This window comes from Armatimonadota bacterium (assembly GCA_016869025.1).
Classification (GTDB): Bacteria; Sysuimicrobiota; Sysuimicrobiia; order Sysuimicrobiales; family Humicultoraceae; genus VGFA01.
Window position 1 is genome coordinate 28,868 of sequence record VGFA01000008.1, and the last position, 19,320, is coordinate 48,187.

Below are 19,320 nucleotides of genomic sequence, written 5' to 3' on the forward strand. Positions count from 1 at the left end.
GAACCGTGGGGCTCATCGTGCAGAAGTATGGGGGCAGTTCGGTGGCGACGGCCGAGCGCCTGCGGCATGTCGCCTCCCGCGTGGCCTCGACGCGCCGGGAAGGCGCGAACGTGGTGGTCGTCGTGTCCGCGCCGGGACACATGACCGACGACCTGATCGCGCGCGCGCGCGAGATCTCCCCGCGCCCGCCGGCGCGTGAACTCGACATGCTCATGGCAGTGGGCGAGCAGATCTCGATCTCGCTCCTGAGTATGGCGGTCCAGGAGATTGGGGAGCAGGCGATATCCCTGACCGGTGGTCAGGTGCGGATCGTCACCGACGGCGTGCACACGAAGGCCCGAATCCTCGATGTTGACCGGCGGCGCATAGATGCCGAACTGGCGCAGGGCCGCATCGTCATCGTGGCCGGGTTCCAGGGGGTTACCCCCGAAGATGAGATCACAACCCTGGGACGCGGTGGGTCCGATGTCACCGCGGTTGCGCTGGCGTCGGCCCTGGGCGCAGATCAGTGCGAGATCTACACCGATGTGCCGGGCGTGTTCACCGCCGATCCCAGGATCGAGCCCAACGCCAGGCAACTGGCCCGCCTGTCGTACGACGAGATGCTCGAGATGGCCTCCAGCGGAGCAGTCGTCCTGCAGGCCAGATCTGTGGAGTACGCCAAGGCGTACCGCGTGCGGATGCACGTGCGCTCGACCTGGAGCGAGGCGCCAGGCACCATCGTTGAGGAGGTCCCCGACGTGGAACGCATTCGCACGGTTACCGGAGTTACCCACGACGTTGACGTTGCGCGCATCACGATCACCGACGTTCCTGACATCTCGGGCATCGCCCACCGCATCTTCTCGGCGCTGGCCGAGCGGCAGATCAACGTGGACATGATCGTCAAGGCCGCCAGCCGGGGCGGCAAGGCGGACATCTCATTCACCGTGACCAAGGCCGACGCCCCGGTCGCGGAGGAGACCGCCCGAGGGGTGGCGTTGGAGGTCGGCGGTGGGGAGGTGGTGGCCGTCGAGGGCGTGGCGAAGGTCTCGGTCGTCGGGGCCGGCATGGCGAGCAACCCTGGTGTGGCCGCCAAGGTGTTCGGCGCGCTGGCGGATGCGGGCATCAACATCCAGATGATCAGCACTTCGGAGATCAAGATCTCGTGTGTGGTGTCCGCCGAGGAGATCCAGAACGCCGTGCACTCCCTGCACAGCGCCTTCGATCTGGAGGGAGTCCGGCCGGTTCAGTAGGAATCCGCAGTTCGTCTGTTGAAAGGATACAAACTACAGGGGTGAGGCGATGCGGTACTGTGCCCCCACGCACGACCCCGCGGCGCGCGATCCGCTGGTGCGCGCGTGCGAGCCGCTCGTGCGTGGGATCGCCTCCGACTACCGGAACCCGGGTCACGAAGAAGATCTCGTGCAGGTTGGGTTCCTGGGGTTGCTCAACGCCATCGAGCACTTCGATCCATCAAGGGGGACGCCATTCCAGGTCCTTGCCCGCCATTTCATCCGTGGGGAGATCCGGCATTACCTACGGGATCACGCTTCGGTCCTGCGCCGGCCCAGATGGCTGGATCAGGTCAGCGGCCAGATCGAACAGGCGGTGGGCGCGCATCTCGGCGAGAACGGCCGCTACCCCGGGCTCGCCGAGCTGGCCGAGATGCTCTCCATGGACGAGGAATCGTTGACCAAGACCCTCAAGACGCGTCAGGTGGTCCGAACCATCTCGCTCGACGTGGACGACGAGTGTGGCCAGCCCAGGGTGGACGCGGACAGCGCCGGACGACCGCGGACGGCCTGGCTGGAGGTGCCAGTGGAAGACCGGATGATGCTGATAGAGGCCCTGGAGACGCTCAACCCGATCCAGCGCGTCGTCGTCTTCTACATCTTCTTCACCGATCTGACGCAGTCGGAGTGCGCCGCGCGGGTTGCTGATGCCAGACCCGCCCGCGACCTGACCGCTCAATCCTAGACGTCCTCTTCGTATCGCTCCCGCAGGCCCTGAATCACCGTAGGATCCGCCAGCGTTGTTGTGTCGCCCAGCACGCGGCCATCGGCGATGTCGCGCAGCAGTCGCCGCATGATCTTCCCGCTCCGGGTCTTTGGAAGCTCCGCGGTGAACATGATGCGGTCGGGGCGGGCAATCGCGCCGATCTTCTGGGTCACGTGCGCCCGCAACTCGTCGGCCGTATCGCCGCCGCCGTCAATCCCCTCCTTGAGCGTGACGAATGCCGCCAGCGCCTGTCCCTTGATCTCGTGCTGCATCCCGACGACGGCAGCCTCGGCCACCCTGGGATGGGCCACCAGCGCGCTCTCGACCTCCATTGTGCCGATCCGGTGGCCTGCGACGTTGATGACGTCGTCCACACGGCCCAACAGCCAGAAGTGTCCGTCCTCGTCCCTGCGCGCCCCGTCGCCGGTGAAGTACACTCCCGGAATCCGCTCCCAGTACTCTCGGCGAAAGCGGGCCGGGTCGCCGTATATGCCTCGGAGCATCGCAGGCCACGGCCGGCGCAGCACGAGGTAGCCGCCCGTGTTGGGAGGGACCTGGACGCCGTGCTCGTCCACGACCCGGGCCTCAATGCCCGGAAACGGCACCGTGGCCGAGCCGGGCTTCAACGTCGTGATCCCCGGGAGCGGGGTGATCAGAACCATCCCGGTCTCGGTCTGCCACCAGGTATCCACGATCGGGCAGCGGTCTCCCCCGATGTGCTTGCGATACCACATCCACGCCTCGGGATTGATTGGTTCGCCCACGGTGCCCAGCAGCCGGAGCGCCGAGAGATCATGCCGTGCCGGCCAGTCGGCGCCCCACCTTATGAAGGTGCGGATCGCGGTCGGCGCGGTGTAGAGGATTGTGACGCCGTACTTCTCGACGAGCTCCCAGAAGCGGTCGCGCTCCGGCCAATCGGGTGCCCCTTCGTACATCAGGATTGACGCGCCGTTCAGCAGCGGGCCGTACACGACGTAGGAATGACCGGTTACCCATCCGATGTCGGCGGTACACCAGAACAGGTCTTCCTCCCTGAGATCGAAGATCCACTTGGTGGTCAGGTAGGTTCCGACCATGTAGCCGCCCGTCGTGTGGACGATGCCCTTTGGCTTCCCGGTGGTTCCGCTGGTGTACAGGATGTAGAGCAGCTCCTCGCTCTCCATCTCCTCGAATGGGGAGTCCAGGCGCATCCCATCCAGGGCACGGTGCCACCACCGGTCGCGCCCCTCGACCATGTGGATTGCCGCGGCCTCGCCGATGCGCCGTACGACCAGCACGTTCCGCACCATGGGAACATCGGCGATGGCGTGATCCACGTTGCGCTTGAGCGGGATGATCGTGCCTCTGCGATAGCCACCGTCCGCGGTGATGACCGTGTTGGCCTGGGCGTCGTTGATGCGGTCGCGCAGCGCTTCCGCCGAGAACCCTCCGAAGACCACCGTGTGCACCGCGCCGATACGTGCGCAGGCGAGCATTGCGATGGGCAGCTCGGGAATCATCGGCATGTAGATGGCCACGCGGTCCCCGCGCCGTACGCCCATGGAGAGCAGGGCGTTGGCGCAACGGTTCACCTCACGCGCGAGATCCCAGTACGTGAGCACGCGCGTATCTCCGGGCTCGCCTTCCCAAAGGATGGCGGCCTTGCTACGCCGGGCCGTGGTGAGGTGGCGGTCCAGGCAGTTGAAGGCCATGTTGGTGCGGCCGCCCACAAACCAACGCGCTTCCGGCAGTTTCCAGTCAAGGACCTGGTTCCACCTACGAAACCAGTGCAGATCGCCGGCCGCGCGTTCCCAGAAGGCCTCAGGCTCGCGGCCTGCCTCCTCGTAGATCCCCTCGTCGGTGACGACCGCACGTGCTCTAAACGCCTCTGGCGGGGGGAACCTCCGGCGCTCATCCAGGAGTGATTCGATTGGACGGCTGGACATGTGCCGCCTCCGGGTGCCTGGTTTGGGCAGGGTATTCCACCAGGATGCGGCCGAGTCCTATCCCGGCAGGAGAGGGACATTGGGGTCGGTCCGAAGAAGGGATCAACGATGAGTGAGATCACCGACCTGCCGGCCTTGGCGCTGGCAGAGAGGATCCATGACGGGCGCCTCACCGCTATCGGCGTGGTCGAAGCGTACCTGGAGCGGATCTTCCACGAAGACCCGCGGATAGCGGCGTACGTCACCCTCCTGGCCGGACGCGCCCGGGCCGAAGCGGTCACCCGCGATGCCGAGGCGCGTTCAGGGCGCTGGCGCGGGCCGCTGCACGGCGTGCCGGTTGCCGTCAAGGACCTGATCCAGATTGAGGGCGTGCCGCTCACCGCGGGTTCGTCGTTCCTTGGGGGCGAGCCCTCGCCCGAGACCGCGACCGTGGTGCGGTTGCTGGAGGATGCGGGGGCGATCGTGCTGGGCACAACGACGCTGCACGAGTTCGCCCTTGGAATGACCTCACTCAACCCGCACGGCCGCACCCCCCGCAATCCCTGGCGGCTCGATCGCGTGGCGGGCGGATCGAGTGGAGGTTCGGCCGCGGCCGTGGCCGCCCATCTGGCGGCGGGCGCTGTCGGCACCGACACCGGCGGCTCTGTACGCATCCCCGCGGCCCTCTGCGGCGTGGTGGGCCTGAAGCCGACCTTCGGCCGGATCAGCCGACACGGCGTCCTGCCGCTGTCCGGATCGTTTGACACCGTAGGTCCCATAGCGCGGTGCGTCACCGACGCGGCGTTGTTCCTGGGCGTAATGGCAGGTGTAGATCCGGCCGATCCTGCATCACGCGACGTGCCGGTGGATGCCTATCTTGAGCAGGCGGAGCGGGCACGGCCGGGCCTGCGCGTGGGCCGGCTGTCTGGCCCGTTCTTCGAGTCGGACCTCGACCCTGCCGCGGCCCAGGCGGTGGAGGACGCTGCCCGCGCGTGCGTTGAGGCCGGCTTCACCGTTCGTCCGGTTTTCCTGCGGACTCCCGAGGAGGCCAACCTGGCGCAGGTAACGCTGCTTCTTGCCGAAGCGGCCGCGTTCCACCGTGATGCCTATCCGGGGATGCGGGAGCGCTACGGCCGGGATGTGCGCGCACTGCTGGACCAGGGAGAGACAGTCACCGCAGAGATGCTTTCCGAGGCGCGGAAGGTACAGTCGCGGGTCATGGCCGAGATCTCCGGTGTCTTCGGTGAGGTGGATCTCCTGCTGGGGCCTGCGCTGCCCGCCGGCGCCCCTCGTCTGGAGGATGCCGACCCGCAGGGCGCCGCATGGTCCCAGGTGCGCCAGATGCTGGGCAGGTTCTCCCGGCTGCACAACCTGGCGGGCCTTCCCGCGATCGTCCTCCCGGCGGGTCTCACCAGTGAAGGGCTGCCCGTGGCAGTGCAACTGGCCGCGGGCCAGTTCCGCGAGGGCACGCTGCTTGGTTGCGCGCGAGTGATCGAGCAGGCGCTGGGATGGCCGCCTAGTGGATGAGGGCGCGCCCGCGTTCTATCGCGACAGCAGGATCCATCCCAACAGGCCAATTGCCGCGGCCATCGCGATCGCGTACGGAGCGGTGGCCCGCATGACCCTGCCCTCCTGCCCCAGCAGCCCGGTGGTTGCGGTCGCCAGGACCACCTTCGCCGGCGCAATCATCGAGCCGAGCGAGCCCCCGGAGGACTGCAGGGCGGCCATCAGGGCCGGGTTCATGGCCAGCATCTGCGCTCCGTCGCGCTGGAGCGCGCCGAACAGCACGTTCGAGTTGGTGTTGCTTCCGGTGATTACCGCTCCCAGCAGGCCGATGAAAGGCGATATCAACGGGAAGAACGATCCCACCAGCAAGACGAGCCCGCGGGCCAGGAGGTAGGTCATGCCGCTGTAGAGCATGATCATGGCGGTGCCGACCAGGGCCAGTATCGTAAGCGTTGTTGGCAGTCCCTGCTTGCTCACGCCCTTCCAGACAGCGCCCCAGTCCGGCGACGGGCGGCCCAGTAGATTGAACAGCACTGCCGCGATCCCTGAAGCGTATAGGAGCAGCGCGCCGGGGTGGCCGAAGATCGGGAGCGCAAAGGCCCCTGCACCCGTCTTCCAGCCCAGGCCGGTCGTGATCTCGGGGTACCTGAAGGAGAACGCCACGTGCTCGAGGGTCTGGTGCAGCCCTGGCACGAACGTGGCCGAGGCTATCACAGCGATTAGGACGTAGTAGGGCAGAAAGGCCATCTGGAACGGCATCTCCCCGGTACCGGAGCCGGCAATCTGCTCCAGGGGGGCACGCGTGGGCACGGCGCCGGCGTCACCGCGCCTGCCCAGTCGGGTGAGGCCGATGCCGACGGCGAGGCCGACCATTCCGGCGCCGAACGAGGCGATCGTCCAGTGCTGCGTGACGGAAAGCACCAGGTGCGTCAGGCCCATCGCCAGGCCCATCGTCAGGATCGAGCCGAACGCGCGCCCAGACGATCGGGCTCCGCCGTGCATGTGGGCGACCGCGAACCCGCTTGCAACCGCGGAGAGCCCCAGGAACACCGCGATCCAGTTTCCCATCTCGTGCGGCGGCAGGCCGGTGACGGCGCGGAGCGCCTGGAACGAGGAGGCCATGTCTCCCATCGTTACCGACCAGGCGTGGCCGATCAAAGGGATCGCGGCGGACTCAAGCGGCGTGAAGCCCAGCCCCAGGAGCAGTGGGGCGGTTACTGCGACGGGAACGCCGAACCCGGCCACTCCCTGCAGGAACGAGCTGAACGCGAACCCGATTATCAGCAACTGCAGCACGCGGTCGCCGGTGAGGTGCCCGATGGCGCGCCCGATGCTCCGTATCGCGCCCGACTCGTCGGCGAACTTGTACAGGACCAGGGCAGCCCAGATGATGTAGAGCACGTGAAGGCTCAAGGCAAGAGAGCGCCACAGCGCAACGGCCACACCACCTGCCGGCACCGCGAAGATGGTCAGACCAAGCGCGGCGGCGGCAGCCAGCGCCACGGCGCCCGACCGCACGCCACTCCAGTTCAGTCCCAGCAAACCCACGAGCACGATGACGATGGGTACGGCGGCCAGCCCGACGCGCCACACTTCATCGGGCATTGGGATCACCCCGGCTGGTGTCATCCTGCAGTACGCCTCCTCAATCCGCAGATGCGATGAACGAACGACAAGATTCCATCCTGACCGACCGATCACCTCCACCTGGAAGGACGCCCGCCGCGGTTGAGGCGGGGAAAGGGGCGGTGTACACTGGGATAAGGCGGGCGTTTGGAGGCTTCTGTTGCAGGCGATCGAGAACCTAAAGACGTTTTTCGCGCAGCCGCGCGAGGTCGCGGCGGTATATCTTTACGGCCGGTACGGTCATGGTCCGAGCTACCCCGACACGGACATCGAGGTTGGCTTGGTCTTCGACGACGGCACAGAAGAGGACGAGGTGCGCGAGTTCCTCGACCGTATCTCCGACGTCAACCCTCTGGGGGGCGAACCGGGCGTAGTCATGCCGTTCGCGCTCAACTCGCACATCCTCCCGGTTATTCACGAGGTTCTGACGAGCGGGACGCTGCTGGTGGACAACCGTCCCCAGGTGCGGGAGTCCTTTGTCGAGCAGGCCCGGCAGCGATTGGCGGATGAACGCGCCGGCCTTCTGGACGACGCCAAGGAGGCCATCATGCAGGCCCGATCGCTCGGCCTTGCCGTGACGGCCACCGCCGGGTTCGTGCTGCCCCAACCGCCCGGGTATCTGGATCCGATCCGCATCGGCTGGCGCATCGGGCGAATCCTGGCATCCGTAGCCGTGCTCGAGGCTACCACGCGCGACCTGGAAGCCGTGGCAAGAGATCCCGAACGGCTCGGCCAGTCTGTGGGGTGGTTCAGCAATGCCGCGGGTGCCGCGGCCGGCATAGCCAAGGCCATGCTGACGATGTTCAACATGGAAAGGCCGCCGCGCCGCTGGCAGGTGTTTCTTCCCATCGCGGATACCGGGCTGATGACGATGGACCTGGCGCTTCATCTGGGCGCGCTCACCGAACTGCGGTGGCAGATGCTGGCCTCCGGCGGGATCCACTCCACGGACCGGATGCTGGGCGGAATCCGCGCGGGTCTCGCGCCCTTGATCGCCTTCGCCCGGCTGGCGGCCTGGTACTGCGAAATGCCTGGCGGCCGCGGCGACGCCAAGGTCCATTGAGCCAGCAGCCGCGATCATCCCAGAATCAGCCAAGGAGACCGAAGTGAGCGATCCCCTGACCTTGAAGATCCTGCCCACGCCCAACGTCAACGCCCTGAGGTTCTTGGTCGGCCGCAGGCTAACCGAAGGCCGCAGCCAGACATTCCGTTCAGAGAAGGAAGCCGCCGGTCACCCGCTGGCGGCCGGCCTGTTTGCCATTCCCGGGGTCGTTCAGGTGTTTGTGCTGAACGACTTCGTGACCGTCACGCGCGACCCGGCGGCGGGGTGGGACGAGATCGCCGGTCGCGCCGAAGCCACGATCCGGGAGCACCTGGCCGGAAGCTAGACCGCCGGCCGCTCAATCACCAGAGCCACCGGGTTCTCGAGCAGCCGACGTATCTCGCCCAGGAACCGAGCGGCTTCTACTCCGTCGGTGACGCGGTGGTCTGCCGATAGCGTTGCCTGCATCACGGTCGCGACGGCCAGTCTGCCCTCGCGCACCACCGCCTGCGGTCTTGCCGTGCCCACGGCCAGGATTGCCGCCTGTGGCGGATTGATGATCGCGGCGAATGCGTCCACATCGAACATCCCCAGGTTACTGACAGTGAAGGTGCCGCCGACGAGGTCTTCGGGGCGCAGGCGTCCGGTGCGCGCGCGGTCGGCGAGCCCGCGGGCCTCGACAGCGATCTGCCAGACCGGCTTGCGAACGCAGTCATAGAGCGTCGGCACGATCAGCCCCTCGGGCAGCGCGACCGCAACGCTGACGTTCACTTCCGACAGACGTCGCACCGCGCCGTCCGCGAACACGGCGTTCAGGTTGGGGAACCGCACCAGCGCCAGCGCCGCCGCTTTGACGATCAGGTCGTTGATCGAGACCTTCTCGGCCTCGCTCCTTCCGTCGTTGAGCTGCCGGCGCAACGCCAGAGCATCGTCCACGGCGACCGAGACCGAGATGTAGAAGTGCGGCGCCTGCTGCTTGCTTTCGGTCATCCGCCGGGCGATAGTCTGGCGCATGCGGGTCAGGGGGATCTCGGTCGCGGGTGCGGCGCCCGGGCCTGCGGCTGCCCGCGAGGCCGTTGCCCGCAAAGCCGCCACGGCCGCCTCGACGTCCTCCTTTGTGATCCGGCCCTCCGGGCCGGTGCCGGGGATCGCCGACAGCGATATCCCGTGCGCCGCGGCCATCTTCCGGGCAAGCGGCGAGGCGCGCACCCGCGCTGCGGTATCTGTCGCAGCCACGCGCTCGATAGGCGTCTTCACAGATGTCGGGCCGGTTTGCTCACCGGACCGGGCGAGCAGCGCGATCGGCGCGCCGACCGCCGCCACCTCGCCGGCGGGCACGAGCACTTCGGTAAGCACGCCGTCCCACTCGGCCTCGAGACTCACGTTCACCTTGTCGGTTTCGATCTCGGCGATTGCCTCACCCTGCGTGACCGGGTCACCGGGCTGTTTCATCCACCGGATGACCTTGCCTTCCGTCATGGCATCGCCCATCTTGGGCATGATCACCTCAGCCATCGCTCTGTCCTCCCGAGGGCCGTGCATTGGGCGTTGGGATCTCCCGATAGAGGGTCCTGGCAGCCGCCCTCACGATGTCCTCAGCGCCCGGGAGGGCCAGAATCTCGATATTGCGCGCGTACGGCATTGGAACGTCGGCACCGGTGACCCTTTCAACCGGCGCGTCCAGGGAGTCAAACGCGCCCTCGGCGATCGTGGCGGCGATCTCGGCCGCCGTCCCGAACGGCCGCCACTGCTCCTGTACGACCACCGCCCGATGCGTCCGGCGCACCGACTCCAGGATCGTGCGCTGGTCCAGCGGTCGGAGCGTACGTAGGTTGATCACCTCGGCCTCGATACCCTCCACTGCAAGGTGCTCCGCCGCTTCCAGGGCGACCCCCCGCATGCGGCTGTAGGCCACGATCGTGACGTCGCCGCCCGACCGGGCGATCTCGGCTGCGCCGAACGGCATCGCGAAGTCACCGTCGGGCACCTCGCCCTTGAATCCATATAGCGAGGCGTGCTCGAGGAAGATCACCGGGTCGCTACCGCGGATCGCAGTACGGAGCAGTCCCTTGGCCTCGGCAGGCGTGGCCGGCACAACTACATGCAGACCCGGGATGTGCGCGTAGAGGGCCTCCAGGCTCTGTGAGTGCTGAGCGGAGAGCTGGACGCCCGCGCCGTTGGGCCCGCGGACGACCAGGGGGATGTTCACCTGCCCGCCGGAGAAGTACCGGATCTTTGCCGCGTTGTTGACGATCTGGTCGAAGGCCACCAGGGAGAAGTTCCAGGTCATCATCTCAACGATCGGCCGCAGTCCGAGCATCGCCATGCCGATTGCTGCGCCGATGAATCCGGTCTCGGAGGTGGGGGTGTCAATGACCCGGCGGGGGCCGAAGCGTGCCAGCAGATCGGCGGTTACGCGGAACGTGCCCTGGTAGAGACCGACCTCCTCGCCAAGCAGGATGACCGTCGGGTCGCGGTCCATCTCCTCGATCAACGTCGAGCGGATCGCTTCGCGGTACGAGAGGATGGGCACCGGCTACGCCTCCCAGCCGTAGACGTCGCCGTAGACGTCGGCGTGGAGTGCTTCCGGCGGCGGCGGTGGGCTCTCCTCGGCATACCTGACCGCGGCCAGCACCGACTGCTCAGCCTCTTCGCGGATCGCGGCGACCGCCGCGTCGTCGAGGAGCCCGACCGCGCGCAGGTGGCCTTCGAGGGCAGGGATCGGGTCGCGTCGCCGGGCCTGCTCCACCTCTTCCTTGCTGCGGTAGGATTGGACGACGTCGGCCGCGCCGTGGCCGGCGAATCGGTAGGTGACTGCCTCCACGGCAGTGGGCCTACCCGAGGTCCGGGCCTCGGCGATCGCGCTCTCGGCCGCCAGGCGCACCGTCAGGAAGTCCATCCCGTCCACGCGCTCGCAGGGGATCGCGTAGCCGGTGAAACGCGCGGCGAGGTCGGTCACAGCGGACGAGCGGGCTACCGACGTGCCCATTGCGTACCCGTTGTTCTCCACGATCAACACCAGAGGGCAATGCCCGGCCTGCCCCCACAGACCGGCCATGTTGAGGGATTCGTGGAACGCGCCGGTGTTCATCGCGCCATCTCCCAGGAAGCACAGGCAGACGCGGTCGCTCCCTCCATAGCGCAGCGCATAGGCCGCGCCCACGGCAAGCGGGATGTGCCCACCGACGATGCCGTAGCCCCCGTAGAAGCCGCGGCCGACGTCGAACAGGTGCATTGACCCGCCCTTTCCTCTGGCCAGGCCCGTGGCCTTGCCGTACAACTCGGCCATGACCACGCCGGGCGGCGAGCCGCGCAACAGCGCGATCGCGTGGTCACGGTACGAGGTAAAGCAGATGTCGTCGCCACGCATGGCGCTGATGAAACCGACGGCCACCGCTTCCTGCCCAGAGTAGACGTGCAGGTATCCCCCTATCTTACCTCGCCGGAACGCCCGCTCGGTCTCTTCCTCGAAGCACCGAGCGAGCACCATCCGGCGGTACCATGGCAGTGCAGACTGCAGGTCGGCCATGACGGCTAGATTAGGGGTTTGCCCCCTGTTCCCTTCTGCCCGTATAATGGCGCTGCACCCCGGAGATCACAGTGGTTGCCGTGACAGAGCTTCCTTACATTGCCGCCCTCCCGAAAGTCGAGCTCCACGTCCACCTTGAGACGTCGCTCCGCCTTCGCCGTTTGCTCCGACGGCGCGACCCCGACATCCCGCTGATCGGACAGCCCCACCTGGTGGCAGATCCCTCGCGGTTCGCCGGCTACGACCGACTCCGACGGCTTCGGTATGCTGAGAGGGCAAACCGCCTGCCCGATGCCGCGTACACGCGCGCAAGCATCGCCGCGATCACAGCCGAGTTGATCGCCGAGGCCTCCGCGCAGTCGGTCAGGCACATCGAGGTACGCGCCGGAGGCCGGCGCGCGTTTTCCGTGCTGGGAGTCCGCGGCATGCTCGAGGCCATGGCCGAGGGCGCAGGGGAATCCCGGCGCCTTGGGCTGTCCTACGGGACGGTCGTGACGGTGATCCGCGAGCGCGGGCCCGAGGAGGCCGACCGGATCATCGCCGAGGCCGTGGCGGCTTCCGGCTGCGCCGTGGTGGGCGTGGATCTGGCCGGTGACGAGGAGAACTACCCTGTGGCGCTGTTCTCGGCGCCCATTGCGCGTGCCCGCGACGCGGGTCTGGGCATCACGGTGCACGCCGGCGAGTTCGCCGGCCCGGCCGGGATCTGGGCCGCCGTCTATCAGCTTGGCGCGACGAGGATCGGTCACGGCATACGGGCCATAGAGGATCCCGCACTGTTGGACCGGCTCCGCGAACGAGGTGTGGCGCTGGAGATCTGCCCGACCAGCAACCTTCGCCTCGGCCTGGTGTCCTCGCTCTCGGCTCATCCCGTGGGGGCGCTCTTGAATCAGGGTGTCCCGGTTACGATCAACAGCGATGATCCGGTAATGCTGGGGACGACGCTGACCGGAGAACTCGCCTGCATTGCACGGGTACACCGCCTGGGCCCAGATACCCTTGGGAACCTCCAGGTGACGGCCGCGCGGGCGGCCTTTCTGCCGGCCGGAGAGCGCGAGTCGCTGGAGCAGACCATCCGATTGAAATCTTGACCAAATCAGTCTAGAATGTCCGGGTGGCGCGCCCCTGAGGGACGCTGATTGGCGCCGGAAGGAGACAGGCATGGCAGATCTGGACATCCGCGACCTCCACGTGCAGGTTGAGGACAAGGTCATTCTCAAGGGGGTCAACCTGCAACTCAGCGCCGGGGAAATCCATGCCATCATGGGGCCTAACGGTTCGGGCAAGAGCACCCTGGCCAACGTCCTGATGGGCAACCCCTTCTACCAGGTCACGAGCGGCGAGGTCTTCTACCGGGGCGAGGATCTCCTGGCGATGGCTCCCGACGAACGCGCCAGGAAGGGGCTGTTCATCGCGTTCCAGTACCCGGTGAGCATCCCGGGCGTGACGATGGCCAGCTTCCTGCGCACCGCGGTCTCGGCGCGGCGGGGATACAAGCAGGAATTGATGCCGGTCTCCGAGTTCCAGAAGCTGCTCCGCTCCAAGATCGAGGCGCTGAAGATTGACCCAGAGGTCCCGGGCCGGTACGTGAACGACGGGTTCTCTGGAGGCGAGAAGAAGCGGGCAGAGATCCTCCAGATGGCGCTGCTAGAACCGCAGATCGCGTTCATGGACGAGACCGACTCCGGTCTGGATATTGACTCCGTCAAGGTGGTCGCAGACGGCATCCTCAGGATGTACGACGAGGCCCAAGGCGGCATGGGCGTGCTGGTGATCACGCACTACTCGCGCATCCTGCACTTCCTGCGCCCCCACCACGTGCACATCATGTACGACGGCCGCATCGTCGTCTCGGGCGGCCCGGAGCTCGCCGAGGAACTGGAGCAGCACGGCTACGAGGGCATCCGGCAGCAGTTCGAGGTGGTGGCGTCTGAGGTCCAGGAGGAGGGTGCGGTCAGGCGCGCCGGCAAGGTCTTCTGGGTCGTTCACTAGTTCTCGGGGAGAGCCGAGTGGCCGCAAACAACCCGCTGGGCATAGACCTCGACCACTACGAGTGGGGGTTTCGCGACCCGGAGAAGTACGTCTTCAAGGCCCGCAAGGGCCTGGACCGCGAGATCGTGGAGATGATTTCCTCCATGAAGGGCGAGCCCGAGTGGATGCGCGCCTTTCGCCTGCACTCGCTGGAGCACTTCTTGCGGCGCCCGTTGCCCACGTGGGGCGCGGATCTCACGCAGATAGACTTCAACGACATCTACTACTACCTCAAGCCCACCGATGGCAAAGGCCACACATGGGAGGACGTGCCCGAGGGGATCAAGCGGACGTTCGACCGTCTGGGCATCCCCGAGGCCGAGAAGAAGTACCTGGCCGGGGTGGGTGCTCAGTACGAATCCGAGAGCGTATATCACAACCTGAAGGAGGAGTGGGAGAAGCTCGGGGTCATCTTCCTGGACACCGACTCGGCCCTCCGGGAGCACCCCGACATCGTGCGCGAGTACCTCGGGACCGTTGTGCCGCCCGAGGACAACAAGATGGCCGCGCTCAACAGCGCCGTGTGGTCCGGCGGTTCCTTCATCTACGTACCCGCGGGCGTCAGTGTGGACATCCCCCTTCAGGCCTACTTCCGGATCAACGCTGAGAGGGCAGGCCAGTTCGAGCGCACGATGATCATCTGCGAGCCCGGTTCCTACGTTCACTACATCGAGGGGTGTACGGCCCCTGTCTACACCACGGACTTGCTCCACAGCGCGGTAGTGGAGATCATCGTGAAGGAGGGCGCGCGCTGCCGCTACACTACGATCCAGAACTGGTCCACGAACACCTACAACCTGGTGACCAAGCGCGCGGTGGCCTACCGGGACGCGACCATGGAGTGGGTTGACGGGAACATTGGCTCCAAGATCACGATGAAGTACCCGAGCGTGTACATGGTCGAGCCCGGCGCCAAGGCCGAGGTCCTCTCGCTGGTCTTCGCTGGGAAGGGCCAGTCCCAGGACCCCGGTGCGAAGGTGATCCACGCCGCTCCACACACCCAGTCCACCGTGGTTAGCAAGTCCATCGCGAAGGATGGCGGACGGGCCGGATACCGCGGGCTCGTGAAGGTTTACCCCGGCGCCGTGGGCAGCAAGTGCGCCGTGCGCTGCGACGCCCTGATACTCGACGACCGCAGCCGCTCCGACACCTACCCCTCCATGGAGGTTGACGAGATGGACGCCTCGATTACCCACGAGGCCACCGTCTCCAAGGTGAGCGACGAGCAGCTCTTCTATCTCATGAGCCGCGGGATCAGGGCCGACGAGGCCATGAACATGATCGTGCGCGGCTTCATCGAGCCGGTCGTGAAGGAACTACCACTGGAGTATGCGGTGGAGCTGAACCGGCTGATCGCGATGGAGATGGAGGGTTCCGTTGGCTAGTGGCTCCCCTGGCGCGGCCTGCGTGACCCGCGAGACCGTGCAAGCGTTGAGCACCAGGATGCGGGAGCCCGACTGGGTGCGCGCCCGGCGTGCTGCCGCGTGGGATGCGTTCGAGCAGCTTCCCATGCCCCTGGTGACGCACCCTGAGAAGTGGCGCCGGACCGAACTGGGCGACCTGGACCCGGGCGCGTTCTGTCTCCCCAACGGGACCGGGGACACCGCCCAGCCGCGGTTCATCGGAACGATCGCCCGGGAGGCCGGCGAACGTGCCGGGCTTGTCACCCATCTGGACGGGAGTCTGGCGGCCCGCGAGCTCACGGCTGCCGCGGCCCGACAGGGAGTGCTCCTCTCGGACATCGCCACTGCGGTCAGGGAGCACCCGGACCTGGTGCGCGATCACCTCATGACCACTGTGGCGATGCCCGACGAGCACCGGTTCCGGGCGCTGCACGCCGCGCTTTGGACCGGGGGCACCTTCCTCTACGTGCCCAAAGGGGCAGAGGTCGTCCTGCCAATAGTGAGCCAGACCTGGTTGGGCGTCCAAGGGTGCGCCCTCTTTCCACACACCCTCCTGATCGCGGAGGAGGGGAGCAGCGTAACCCTGGTCGAGCTGTTCGCTTCCACGGGAGACGGAGGGCGCACGCTGTCCTCGGGTGCGGTCGAACTGATCCTGCGCGCCGGAGCGCGCGTTCAGTATGCGGCCGTTCAAGAGTGGGGCCTGTCTATGTGGGAGGTGGGGAGCCTGATCCGCGCGCACCTCGCCCGGGATGCCTCACTGCGCAGCCTGGTTGTTGCGCTGGGTGGGGGGCTCGTCAAGGTGGACGTCGAATCGCAGCTCCGGGGGCCTGGAGCCTCCTCGGAGATGCTTGGGGTCTACTTCGGGACCGGGGGACAGCAGGTTAACTTCCACACACTGCAGGAACACCGGGCGCCCAGCACCTCCAGCGACCTCCTGTACAGGGGTGCGGTGAAGGACACGGCCAGGGCCGTGTTCTCGGGCCTGATAAGGGTGGACCCGGGCGCGCAGAAGACCAACGCGTTCCAGGCGAACCGCAACCTGATTCTCTCCCGTGGCGCTCGGTCCGACAGCATTCCAATGCTGGAGATCATGGCCGATGATCTCCGGTGCACTCACGGGTCGGCCACCAGCCACCTGGACGACGAACAGGTCTTCTATCTGATGAGCCGGGGGATCTCGCGCAAGCGTGCGGCGTTCATGATAGTCGAGGGCTTCTTCGCCGACATCTTCGATCGCATCCCAAGAGAGCGCGTGCGCTCCTACCTGCGGGCCAGGGTCGCGGAGAAGTTGATCTGAGATGGCCGAGTTCATCCAGGTTGCAACGCTTCAAGAGGTCCCGCCGGGCACAGCCAAGCAGGTTGAGGCCGGCGGCCGCAAGATCGCCGTGGTGAACGTCCGCGGCACCGTCTACGCGGTGGATGACACCTGCACCCACGAGGACCAGTCACTTGCGGCTGGCCCGGTGGTGGGCGAGATCCTGGTCTGTCCCAAACACGGATCGCGGTTTCACGTGCCCTCGGGCCGCGTGCTCTCGCTGCCGGCGGTGCGGCCTGTGGGTACGTACCCCGTAAGGGTGGAGGGGGACGCGATCCTGGTCTCGCTTAAGGGCAGTCCCGGACAGGGAATGCCGCACAGGCGTTAGTCAGGAGGTGTGCCCTTGGCTCTAGCCGCAGGCATCCGCGACGACTTCCCGCTCCTGAGCCAAACGGTGGGCGGGAAGCCCCTGGTCTACCTCGACAGCGCGGCAACCTCGCAGAAACCGCGCCAGGTGCTGGAGTCCCTTTTCGAGTACTACCGCTCCTACAACGCCAACGTACACAGGGGCATCTACTGGCTGGCCGAGGAGGCCACTGCCAGGTATGAGGAGGCGCGCACCAAGATCGCCTCACTCCTCGGTGCCGCGCGGCCAGAGGAGATCGTCTTCACGCGGGGCACCACCGAGGCGCTCAACCTCGTGGCCGGGACCTGGGGCCGCGCCAACGTTGGCCCTGGGGACCAGATTCTCTTGACCGAGATGGAGCACCACAGCAACATCGTGCCCTGGCAGATGCTGGCCGCCGAGCGCGGGGCCGTCTTGAGGTACATCCCGGTTACGGACGAAGGCCGGCTCGACCTCGACACCCTGGACCGGCTGCTGGCCGGCCGGCCGAAGATTGTGGGGCTGGCCCATCAGTCCAACGTCTTGGGGACGATCAACCCGGTCAGGTGGATCGCGGACCGTGCGCACCAGGCAGGCGCGCTGGTTGTCGTGGACGCGGCGCAGAGTGTGCCGCATCAGAAGGTGGACGTCACGGCGCTGGGCGCCGACTTCCTGGCGTTCTCCGGGCACAAGATGCTCGGGCCCATGGGCATCGGAGGGCTGTGGGCCCGTTACGCGGTGCTTGACGCGATGCCCCCCTACCACGGTGGGGGCGAGATGATCACCAGCGTGGGTCTCGACCGGTCCACGTACAAGGCCCCGCCACACAAGTTCGAGGCCGGAACCCCCGACGTCGCGGGTGCGATCGCGCTGGGCGTGGCCGCGGACTACATTAGGCAGATCGGCCTCGACGCGATCACCGAGCACGTGCGCGACCTAACGGCCTACGCGCTCCTGCGGCTGATGGAGATCCCGGGGCTGACGATCTACGGACCCCGGACGGCCACGGACCGGGGCGGTGCCGTCGCCTTCACGCTGGACCGGGTCCACCCTCATGACATCGCCCAGGTTCTCGACGGCGATGGCATCGCCGTACGCGCCGGTCACCACTGCGCCGAGCCGCTGCACCGGCGATTTGGGATTCCGGCATCCGCACGCGCGAGTTTCCACCTGTACAACACGCGTGCGGAGGTGGACGCGCTGGTCGAGGGCCTGCTCAAGGTCCGCCGCCTCTTTGCGCGGGCATCCTCCACGGCAAAGGGGGGCGCGCATGGCGCTGGATGATCTCTACCGCGAGGTGATCCTCGACCACTACGCGCACCCCCGCAACCGGGGCACGCTGGAGCCGAACGACGTGGCCGTGGAAGGAGCCAACCCGCTGTGCGGGGACGAGCTGGTGCTCTTCCTGCGCCTCCGGGACGGTCGGGTCGAGGAGGTGCGCTTCGAGGGACGCGGGTGCTCGATCAGCCAGGCCTCGGCCTCCATGATGACCGAGGCGGTCAAGGGCAGGACGCTGGACGAGGTCCGGGTGCTGGTCGCCGCGTTCAAGGGCATGATGCACGGTGAGGAGCCCGGCGACGAGATGGGCGATCTCGCCGCGCTGCAGGGGGTCCGCAAGTTCCCGGTGAGGGTCAAGTGCGCGACGCTGCCCTGGATCTCCCTGGAGCAGGGCCTGGACGAGTACGCGGCGCGCTAGGATGCCCGCTTCCGGCTGACCGCCCGCCTGGCGGCGGCGGCGATCTCGCCCGCGGTGAGGCCGTACGCCTCCATCAGCGGCCTGGGCGGTCCTGACTCACCGAACCGATCCTGAATCCCCACACGCTCCACACCCACCGGATGGTGGGCGGTGACCAGCTCGCATATGGCTCCTCCCAGCCCTCCATAGACCGAGTGTTCCTCGGCGGTGACGATGGCGCCGGTCTCGCGCGCCGCCGCAAGGATCGTGGCTTCGTCGAGTGGCTTGAGGGTTGACACGTTGAGCACACGGGCGGAGACGCCTTCTGCCCCCAGCAGCTGGGCTGCCTCCAGCGCCTCGGCAACCATGATCCCGCACGCCGCCAGCGTCACGTCGCCGCCGTCGCGCAGCACCGGGGCCACCCCGATCGAGAACTGGTAGGAGTCGTCAAACAGGACTGGCACGCCTCCACGCCCGAGCCGCACGTACACAGGTCCGACGTGTTCGGCCACCGCGCGGATGACCTGCGCCGTCTCCACGGCGTCCGCCGGGACGATCACGGTCATCTTCGCCAGAGACCGCATCAGCGCCAGCTCTTCCACTGCCTGGGCGCTAGCCCCATCCTCTCCCACGGTCAGGCCGCCGTGGGTGCTGACCAGTTTGACGTTGAGGCCGGGCTGCGCGACCAGCACCCTGATCTGGTCGTAGCACCGCCCCGGCGAAAAGGCGGCGAATGAACTCACGAACGGGATCTTGCCGCATGTGGCCAGGCCCGCCGCCACGCCGACCATGTTCTGCTCGGCTATCCCGCACTCGAAGAAACGATCGGGATAGTCTGCCGCGAACGCCTCCAGCCGGTTGGAGTCGCGGAGGTCGCCGGTGAGTGCCACGATGCGCGGATTGTCTCGGGCCACCTCGATGATTGCCTCACCGTAGGCGTCCCGGGTTGCCTTCGATGCCGTGGTCCGTGCCAGCGTTATCGCCATC

Annotated in this window: 18 protein-coding genes; 12 read left to right on the forward strand and 6 right to left on the reverse strand. The window is 67.0% G+C overall.

Going from position 1 to position 19,320, the window contains the following annotated elements; all coding sequences use genetic code 11:
- Nucleotides 1-5 precede the first annotated feature (5 nt).
- Together FJX73_06270 and FJX73_06275 are read left to right on the forward strand one after the other, a co-directional pair.
- Nucleotides 6-1,235 carry an aspartate kinase gene (locus FJX73_06270; protein ID MBM3470380.1) on the forward strand — a complete coding sequence of 410 codons (1,230 nt, stop codon included), beginning with the start codon at nucleotides 6-8 and terminating at the stop codon, nucleotides 1,233-1,235.
- Nucleotides 1,236-1,284: 49 nt separating this feature from the next.
- Nucleotides 1,285-1,959: a sigma-70 family RNA polymerase sigma factor gene (locus FJX73_06275; GenBank protein ID MBM3470381.1), complete on the forward strand. Its 675-nt coding sequence runs from the start codon at nucleotides 1,285-1,287 to the stop codon at nucleotides 1,957-1,959.
- On the opposite strand, the gene acs is transcribed toward FJX73_06275, so the two are convergent.
- Nucleotides 1,956-3,905: an acetate--CoA ligase gene (gene acs / locus FJX73_06280; protein MBM3470382.1), complete on the reverse strand. Its 1,950-nt coding sequence runs from the start codon at nucleotides 3,903-3,905 to the stop codon at nucleotides 1,956-1,958. The two genes, FJX73_06275 and acs, sit on opposite strands and share 4 nt — an antisense overlap.
- 108 nt (nucleotides 3,906-4,013) lie before the next feature.
- Here acs and FJX73_06285 point away from each other — a divergent pair, with 108 nt between their 5' ends.
- Nucleotides 4,014-5,411, forward strand: a complete 1,398-nt coding sequence (locus FJX73_06285) for an amidase (protein ID MBM3470383.1) — start codon at nucleotides 4,014-4,016, stop codon at nucleotides 5,409-5,411.
- A 15-nt stretch (nucleotides 5,412-5,426) separates the two neighbouring features.
- Here the strand turns inward: FJX73_06285 and FJX73_06290 are convergent, their stop codons facing one another.
- Nucleotides 5,427-7,019 (reverse strand): L-lactate permease, encoded by a 1,593-nt coding sequence (locus tag FJX73_06290; protein MBM3470384.1) that lies wholly within the window; start codon nucleotides 7,017-7,019, stop codon nucleotides 5,427-5,429.
- A 157-nt stretch (nucleotides 7,020-7,176) separates the two neighbouring features.
- Between FJX73_06290 and FJX73_06295 the strand changes: the two genes are divergently transcribed.
- A complete protein-coding gene (locus tag FJX73_06295; protein MBM3470385.1) occupies nucleotides 7,177-8,079 on the forward strand; it encodes a hypothetical protein in 903 nt (300 codons plus the stop codon).
- A complete protein-coding gene (locus FJX73_06300) occupies nucleotides 8,048-8,404 on the forward strand; it encodes a scaffolding protein (protein ID MBM3470386.1) in 357 nt (118 codons plus the stop codon). The genes FJX73_06295 and FJX73_06300 overlap by 32 nt, the downstream gene beginning before the upstream one ends.
- Here the strand turns inward: FJX73_06300 and FJX73_06305 are convergent.
- Genes FJX73_06305 through FJX73_06315 form a run of 3 tightly spaced genes read right to left on the reverse strand, consistent with a single transcriptional unit; the run spans nucleotide 8,401 to nucleotide 11,587 of the window.
- Complete coding sequence (locus FJX73_06305; protein MBM3470387.1) at nucleotides 8,401-9,573, reverse strand: 2-oxo acid dehydrogenase subunit E2; 1,173 nt, start codon at nucleotides 9,571-9,573, stop codon at nucleotides 8,401-8,403. The genes FJX73_06300 and FJX73_06305 overlap by 4 nt on opposite strands.
- On the reverse strand, nucleotides 9,566-10,591 hold the full coding sequence (locus FJX73_06310) for an alpha-ketoacid dehydrogenase subunit beta (protein ID MBM3470388.1): 1,026 nt from the start codon (nucleotides 10,589-10,591) through the stop codon (nucleotides 9,566-9,568). Before FJX73_06310 ends, FJX73_06305 begins: the two co-directional genes overlap by 8 nt.
- Before the next feature lie 3 nt (nucleotides 10,592-10,594).
- Nucleotides 10,595-11,587, reverse strand: coding sequence for a pyruvate dehydrogenase (acetyl-transferring) E1 component subunit alpha (locus FJX73_06315; GenBank protein ID MBM3470389.1), 993 nt, complete (start codon nucleotides 11,585-11,587; stop codon nucleotides 10,595-10,597).
- 65 nt (nucleotides 11,588-11,652) lie between these two features.
- On the opposite strand from FJX73_06315, the gene add reads away from it, so the two are divergent.
- From add to FJX73_06350, 7 genes are all read left to right on the forward strand, one after another.
- Nucleotides 11,653-12,675: an adenosine deaminase gene (add, locus tag FJX73_06320; protein MBM3470390.1), complete on the forward strand. Its 1,023-nt coding sequence runs from the start codon at nucleotides 11,653-11,655 to the stop codon at nucleotides 12,673-12,675.
- A 70-nt stretch (nucleotides 12,676-12,745) separates the two neighbouring features.
- Entirely contained in the window at nucleotides 12,746-13,576 is an 831-nt protein-coding gene (gene sufC / locus FJX73_06325) for a Fe-S cluster assembly ATPase SufC (GenBank protein MBM3470391.1), read from the forward strand.
- Between the two features lie 35 nt (nucleotides 13,577-13,611).
- Nucleotides 13,612-15,000, forward strand: a complete 1,389-nt coding sequence (gene sufB, locus FJX73_06330) for a Fe-S cluster assembly protein SufB (protein MBM3470392.1) — start codon at nucleotides 13,612-13,614, stop codon at nucleotides 14,998-15,000.
- Complete coding sequence (gene sufD / locus FJX73_06335) at nucleotides 14,993-16,315, forward strand: Fe-S cluster assembly protein SufD (GenBank protein ID MBM3470393.1); 1,323 nt, start codon at nucleotides 14,993-14,995, stop codon at nucleotides 16,313-16,315. The genes sufB and sufD overlap by 8 nt, the downstream gene beginning before the upstream one ends.
- A 1-nt stretch (nucleotide 16,316) precedes the next feature.
- Nucleotides 16,317-16,661, forward strand: coding sequence for a non-heme iron oxygenase ferredoxin subunit (locus tag FJX73_06340; GenBank protein MBM3470394.1), 345 nt, complete (start codon nucleotides 16,317-16,319; stop codon nucleotides 16,659-16,661).
- Nucleotides 16,662-16,676: 15 nt separating this feature from the next.
- Nucleotides 16,677-17,942: a cysteine desulfurase gene (locus FJX73_06345; GenBank protein ID MBM3470395.1), complete on the forward strand. Its 1,266-nt coding sequence runs from the start codon at nucleotides 16,677-16,679 to the stop codon at nucleotides 17,940-17,942.
- Complete coding sequence (locus FJX73_06350) at nucleotides 17,929-18,354, forward strand: SUF system NifU family Fe-S cluster assembly protein (GenBank protein MBM3470396.1); 426 nt, start codon at nucleotides 17,929-17,931, stop codon at nucleotides 18,352-18,354. Before FJX73_06345 ends, FJX73_06350 begins: the two co-directional genes overlap by 14 nt.
- Here FJX73_06350 and FJX73_06355 read toward each other — a convergent pair.
- Nucleotides 18,351-19,319, reverse strand: a complete 969-nt coding sequence (locus FJX73_06355; protein MBM3470397.1) for a transketolase family protein — start codon at nucleotides 19,317-19,319, stop codon at nucleotides 18,351-18,353. The two genes, FJX73_06350 and FJX73_06355, sit on opposite strands and share 4 nt — an antisense overlap.
- Between the last annotated feature and the right edge of the window lies 1 nt (nucleotide 19,320).

Bases quoted from the DNA above. Each gene is read 5' to 3' on its own strand.
- FJX73_06275 (MBM3470381.1), top strand. From the start codon at position 1,285: ATGCGGTACTGTGCCCCCACGCACGACCCCGCGGCGCGCGATCCGCTG.
- acs (MBM3470382.1), bottom strand. From the start codon at position 3,905: ATGTCCAGCCGTCCAATCGAATCACTCCTGGATGAGCGCCGGAGGTTC.
- FJX73_06285 (MBM3470383.1), top strand. From the start codon at position 4,014: ATGAGTGAGATCACCGACCTGCCGGCCTTGGCGCTGGCAGAGAGGATC.
- FJX73_06290 (MBM3470384.1), bottom strand. From the start codon at position 7,019: ATGACACCAGCCGGGGTGATCCCAATGCCCGATGAAGTGTGGCGCGTC.
- FJX73_06305 (MBM3470387.1), bottom strand. From the start codon at position 9,573: ATGGCTGAGGTGATCATGCCCAAGATGGGCGATGCCATGACGGAAGGC.
- FJX73_06315 (MBM3470389.1), bottom strand. From the start codon at position 11,587: ATGGCCGACCTGCAGTCTGCACTGCCATGGTACCGCCGGATGGTGCTC.
- sufC (MBM3470391.1), top strand. From the start codon at position 12,746: ATGGCAGATCTGGACATCCGCGACCTCCACGTGCAGGTTGAGGACAAG.
- FJX73_06340 (MBM3470394.1), top strand. From the start codon at position 16,317: ATGGCCGAGTTCATCCAGGTTGCAACGCTTCAAGAGGTCCCGCCGGGC.
- FJX73_06350 (MBM3470396.1), top strand. From the start codon at position 17,929: ATGGCGCTGGATGATCTCTACCGCGAGGTGATCCTCGACCACTACGCG.
- FJX73_06355 (MBM3470397.1), bottom strand. From the start codon at position 19,319: ATGGCGATAACGCTGGCACGGACCACGGCATCGAAGGCAACCCGGGAC.